A 4,612-nucleotide genomic window follows, 5' to 3' on the forward strand; every position below is an offset into this window, starting at 1 on the left:
CATGGTTAGCCCGGGCGAATGGGCGTCGTTCGCGGACATCGTCAAGCGTCACGGCGTGTGCATTCTGTGCGACGAGGCCTACGAAGGCCTCACCTACGACAACGCTTTCGTGTCCGCGTTGGAAATAGCCGGTCTGCGCGACAACCTGGTCGTCAGTCGCACGTTTTCGAAAAAATACGCGATGACCGGATGGCGGCTGGGCTACCTCGTCGGCGAGCCGGGCCTGATTGCATCCGCGTCCACCGCGCACCGCACGTTCAATGGATCGATCAACTCGGCCAACCAGCTCGCCGGCGCGACCGCGCTATTGAAGGCCGGCGACGACGCGGAAAACATGCGACGCGTGTTTCAGACGCGTCGTGATCTGATGCAATCGTGTCTGCGTGAGATTCCGGGCATCCAGTTCAGGCGCGCCGACGGCGCCTTCTATTTCTGGCTGCAGTATCCGCGCCACCTTGGGACCTCGCTGGAAGTCGCCGCGAAGGCCGCGCAAGCGGGCGTCATGGTCAGGCGCGGCGAAGAGTTCGGCAGCAGCGGCAAGCACGCGTTAAGGCTGTCCTATGCGACCGACGAGCGTTCGATCAAAGAAGGCGTCGCGCGCCTCGCACGTCTGCTTGGCTGATTGCCGTCTCAGTCGAAACTAAACTGGCTAGCCCATCGGATCTCTTGCCGTCGCAGCCTGCCGGCAATGTACAGGCACGCCGGCGACCAGCCTGGGGCGATTCATTTCACGGCCCGGTTTATGCCGAGCCTTCCAAGGAGCATCGAACATGCCGATCGGATTCAAAATTCTCGAGCGCAAACGCGCGGTAAGCGCGGAAGTGGCCCAACGCTTTGCGAACGTGCCCGTGGCCTGCATCAGCGATGTGATGTCGCGCATGACCGCCAGCGGCGCGACGTTGCGCCCGATGCATGCGGGCGGCGTGCTCTGTGGCCCCGCTTTCACGGTCAAGACACGCCCTGGCGACAATCTGATGGTGCATAAGGCGCTGACGCTGGCCCAGCCGGGCGACGTGATCGTGGTGGACGCTGGCGGCGATCTGACAAATGCGATCGTCGGCGAGCTGATGCTGTCGTACGCGATGAAGCGTGGTTTTGCCGGCATCATCATCAACGGCGCGATCCGCGATTCCGACTGGATCAGCAAGCACCACGTGCCGGTCTACGCGGCCGGCGTGACCCACCGCGGCCCGTATAAGGACGGCCCGGGCGAAATCAATGTGCCGGTGGCTTTCGGCGGCATGGTCGTCGAGCCCGGCGATCTGATCGTGGGAGACGCGGATGGCTTCACCTGCGTACCCTACGACGAGGTCGAGACGGTCTACGCGATGGCTGCGAAGAAGAGCGCGAACGAGGTCATCATTCTCGAAAACACCCTGTCGGGCAAATTCGACGACAAGTCATGGATCGACGAATCGCTGCGCCGGTTAGGCTGCGAGGGACTGTAAAGTCCCTCCCGAGTCTCACGCACACGGCCTATTGCCGCATGCCGATCGCGAGCCTGTTGAACGCGCTCATCAGTGCAATGGCGAAGCAGAGGTCGGCAATTTCCGCGTCGCTGAAATGCGCTTTGAGCGGCTCGAAGTCTTCGTCCGGTGCGTGAGTGCGCGACACGTCGACCAGCGACTCGGCCCAGGCCAACGCAACCCGTTCGCGCTCGGTGAAGCGCGAACTCGCATGCCAGCCGGCCACGCTATCGAGTTTGGCCGCCGGCATGCCTCCTTCACGTAAGAGCTTCGTATGCATCTCCAGGCAAAACGCACACCCGTTGATCTGTGAAATCCTCAGATACACGAGCTCGATCAGCTCCATGCCGAGGCTGCTCTTTTCCAGTGCATGCTTGGTGGCGATAAAGCCTTGATAGGCTTCAGCGGACAACTTGCTATACGGCAAGCGCAGGGTACTCATACGGATGCTCCGGTCGACGATAAAAGATCAAGAAAAGAAATCACGTTGCGCTGCGTGCCGGCCCACATGTGGTCCGGCGGCTCGCGTCCCGACACGTAGCTGAACTGGACGTTGCCGATGCCTATCGTGTGCAGCACGTGACGCAGGTAAGGCGTGAGGAAATCAGGTTGCCGTGCGTCATCGCCGGTGCACGCACCGCCCGAGCGGACCAGCACCAGCACGGGCCTGTCCTGCAACAGCCCGACTTTGCCGTCCGGCGTGGCAACGAATGTGCGCCCGACGCGCAGCACGTAATCGATCCACAGCTTTAGCGCGGCGGGCACCGCGAAGTTATGCATCGGCGTGCTGACAAGCACGCCGTCGCTATGCAGGAGCTCGCCGATCAATTGCTCCGAACCGGCGAACGCGTCATCGTTGCGCTGGCCGGGATGGGTGATCGCTTGCGCATAGCCGGTTGAAATCGGCTGGAGCACGCTCCCGGCGAGGTTGCGTGTCGTCAGCAGCAAACCTTTGGACGTGAATTCGTCAAGGATCGGGCGCAGCAGTTGCGCACTGGCCGAGCGCTCTGCGTACGGGCTGCACTGCAGATGAAGCAGTCGTGCCATGGTTCATTCCACCTGCAATGCCTGACCGAAGTGCAGCCCGCGGGCCAGCAAGCCCTGCCGGAAGTAGAAGCGCTGACCCAGCGCATTCGCGAGCCCGGTGTCGAGCACCAGGTTCGCGCAGCCCACGCTTTTCGCTTCGTCGCGCACCGCGTCGATCAGCGCGGCACCCAGGCCGTGACTGCGCGCGCCGCTGCTGGCCACCAGATCGTCGATATAGACGAAGCGCCCATACAGCAAATTCTCGGTGATGCGGTATCCGGCGAGCGCCACGACCCGCCCGTCCTGCCACGCGGCCAGCAGACGATAGCCTTGGGTGGCCTGGCGGCGAACCTGCGCGACGAAGGCGGCGGCATCGGTCAGGTGCGGCCTCAGTTCCTGCATCACGTCGAAGCAGGCCAGGTGCGCTTCGTCGCTGTCGACGGGTATCAATTGAAAGTGGCTCATCGAGTCGTTCCTTGCTTCAGAGCCCTCAATATAGAAAAATGATGACCCATCCAACAGGTGCAAGAAGTCATCAATTGAATAGGCCATGACGATCGACCTGACACCGCTGCAACTCAACCGCGATCGCGCTGAGCCAATCTACCTGCAGTTGTATCGGCGCTACCGCGAAGCGATTGCCGCGGGCCGGCTGCAACCGGGCGACCGCGTGCCGTCGGTGCGCAGTCTCGCCAGCGAACTCAACCTTGCGCGCGGCACCGTCGAATTGGCCTATCAGATGCTGACCAGCGAAGGCTACCTGGTCGCGCGCGGTCCGGCCGGCACCGTGGTATCGCATGGGCTCGAGAAGCTGGCCGGCGCGCGGCCCAAAGCGGCTCGCCGGCCGGCTCCTGTCGCCCGGTCGCTCGCGCCTGGCACGTCCTCCACGCTTCATCCGTTGCAGATGGGTTTGCCGGCACTGGACGCGTTTCCGCACAAGACGTGGGCGCGCCTCGCCGGCCGCGCCGCCCGCACCCTCGATACAGCCGTGCTGGGCTACCCCGATCCCGCCGGCTACGAGCCGCTACGCCGCGAAATCGCCACCTATCTCGGCATTTCCCGCGGCATCGCCTGCGCCGCCGAACAGGTGTTCGTCACCTCCGGCTACCGCGGCGCGCTGCACCTGATCAGCCATGCGCTGCTGAAAGCGGGCGACACCGGGTGGTTCGAGGAGCCCGGCTATCCGATCGCCCGGCGCTACCTCGAGCACATGGGCATGCGGCTCAAGCCGGTGCCCGTCGACGACGAAGGATTGAACGTGAGCGCGGGCATACGGCGCGCGAACGACGCGCGCTTCGCGGTGCTGACCCCCACTCACCAGAGCCCGCTCGGCGTCGCGCTGTCGCTGCCGCGGCGGCTGGAGCTGCTGCAATGGGCGAGCCGCCAGCACGCGTGGATCGTCGAGGACGACTACGACAGCGAATTCCGCTACCACGGCCGGCCGTTGCCGGCGCTCAAAAGTCTGGATCGCGGCGGCCGCGTGCTTTACACCGGCACCTTCAGCAAGGTGCTGTTTCCGGGGCTGCGTCTCGCGTATCTGGTGGTGCCGGAGCAGCAGGTCGAGCGCTTCCAGAGCGTCGCGCAAGAGCTGGCCGGCGCGTGTCCGATCCTGCAACAGCGCACCGTGGCCGAGTTCATCGAACAGGGGCATTTCGCGCGTCACCTGCGCAAAATGCGCACGCTGTACGCGGCGCGTCGAAAGTGCCTGGTGGACACGCTCAGCGACATGTTTGGACCACGTCTGCACGTCCGGCCGCAAGCCGGCGGAATACACGTGGCGGCCTACCTGAATGACGGGCAGGACGACAGGCCGCTCGCCGCGGCGGCAAGAGAACGAGGCCTCGCGATCGAGCCGCTGAGCGGATGGCATATGACCAAAACGTCGCGCAGCGGATTGCTGATGGGCTTCACGAACGTCGTCGATGCCCGGCACGCACAAACGCTGGCGAGCACATTGAAGCAGGCGTTCGACGCGCTGGCGGGCGGGCGCGTGCGTTGAGCGCTCAACTCGATCACGACGCCACGCAACCAGCGATTAGCTTCGTGTTGATGGACGCACGTGTACGAACCGCAGATGAAGCTGCGCGACGGACAATCTCACCCGCAACCGGTGAACGCTG

6 protein-coding genes are annotated in these 4,612 nt (G+C 64.0%); 3 read left to right on the forward strand and 3 right to left on the reverse strand.

Going from position 1 to position 4,612, the window contains the following annotated elements; all coding sequences use genetic code 11:
• Positions 1-622: pyridoxal phosphate-dependent aminotransferase (locus VGH41_RS23780; RefSeq protein WP_331600100.1), on the forward strand; the 622-nt coding region annotated here is incomplete at its 5' end.
• Positions 623-770: 148 nt separating this feature from the next.
• A complete protein-coding gene (locus tag VGH41_RS23785) occupies positions 771-1,448 on the forward strand; it encodes an RraA family protein (RefSeq protein WP_331600101.1) in 678 nt (225 codons plus the stop codon).
• A gap of 28 nt (positions 1,449-1,476) precedes the next feature.
• Here the strand turns inward: VGH41_RS23785 and VGH41_RS23790 are convergent, their stop codons facing one another.
• From VGH41_RS23790 to VGH41_RS23800, 3 genes are read right to left on the reverse strand one after another with little or no spacing between them, the layout of a single operon-like run.
• Positions 1,477-1,908 (reverse strand): carboxymuconolactone decarboxylase family protein, encoded by a 432-nt coding sequence (locus VGH41_RS23790; RefSeq protein ID WP_331600103.1) that lies wholly within the window; start codon positions 1,906-1,908, stop codon positions 1,477-1,479.
• Complete coding sequence (locus VGH41_RS23795; RefSeq protein ID WP_331600104.1) at positions 1,905-2,513, reverse strand: FMN-dependent NADH-azoreductase; 609 nt, start codon at positions 2,511-2,513, stop codon at positions 1,905-1,907. Before VGH41_RS23795 ends, VGH41_RS23790 begins: the two co-directional genes overlap by 4 nt.
• 3 nt (positions 2,514-2,516) lie before the next feature.
• Positions 2,517-2,957 carry a GNAT family N-acetyltransferase gene (locus tag VGH41_RS23800; protein WP_331600106.1) on the reverse strand — a complete coding sequence of 147 codons (441 nt, stop codon included), beginning with the start codon at positions 2,955-2,957 and terminating at the stop codon, positions 2,517-2,519.
• 91 nt (positions 2,958-3,048) lie between these two features.
• Here VGH41_RS23800 and VGH41_RS23805 point away from each other — a divergent pair, with 91 nt between their 5' ends.
• Positions 3,049-4,491, forward strand: coding sequence for a PLP-dependent aminotransferase family protein (locus VGH41_RS23805; RefSeq protein WP_414696704.1), 1,443 nt, complete (start codon positions 3,049-3,051; stop codon positions 4,489-4,491).
• The last annotated feature ends 121 nt before the right edge of the window (positions 4,492-4,612 follow it).

The organism is Paraburkholderia sp., assembly GCF_036488795.1.
Taxonomy (GTDB): Bacteria; Pseudomonadota; Gammaproteobacteria; order Burkholderiales; family Burkholderiaceae; genus Paraburkholderia.

Excerpts from the sequence above, each read along its gene's own strand:
- VGH41_RS23785 (WP_331600101.1), top strand. The coding sequence starts at position 771 with ATGCCGATCGGATTCAAAATTCTCGAGCGCAAACGCGCGGTAAGCGCG.
- VGH41_RS23790 (WP_331600103.1), bottom strand. The coding sequence starts at position 1,908 with ATGAGTACCCTGCGCTTGCCGTATAGCAAGTTGTCCGCTGAAGCCTAT.
- VGH41_RS23795 (WP_331600104.1), bottom strand. The coding sequence starts at position 2,513 with ATGGCACGACTGCTTCATCTGCAGTGCAGCCCGTACGCAGAGCGCTCG.
- VGH41_RS23800 (WP_331600106.1), bottom strand. The coding sequence starts at position 2,957 with ATGAGCCACTTTCAATTGATACCCGTCGACAGCGACGAAGCGCACCTG.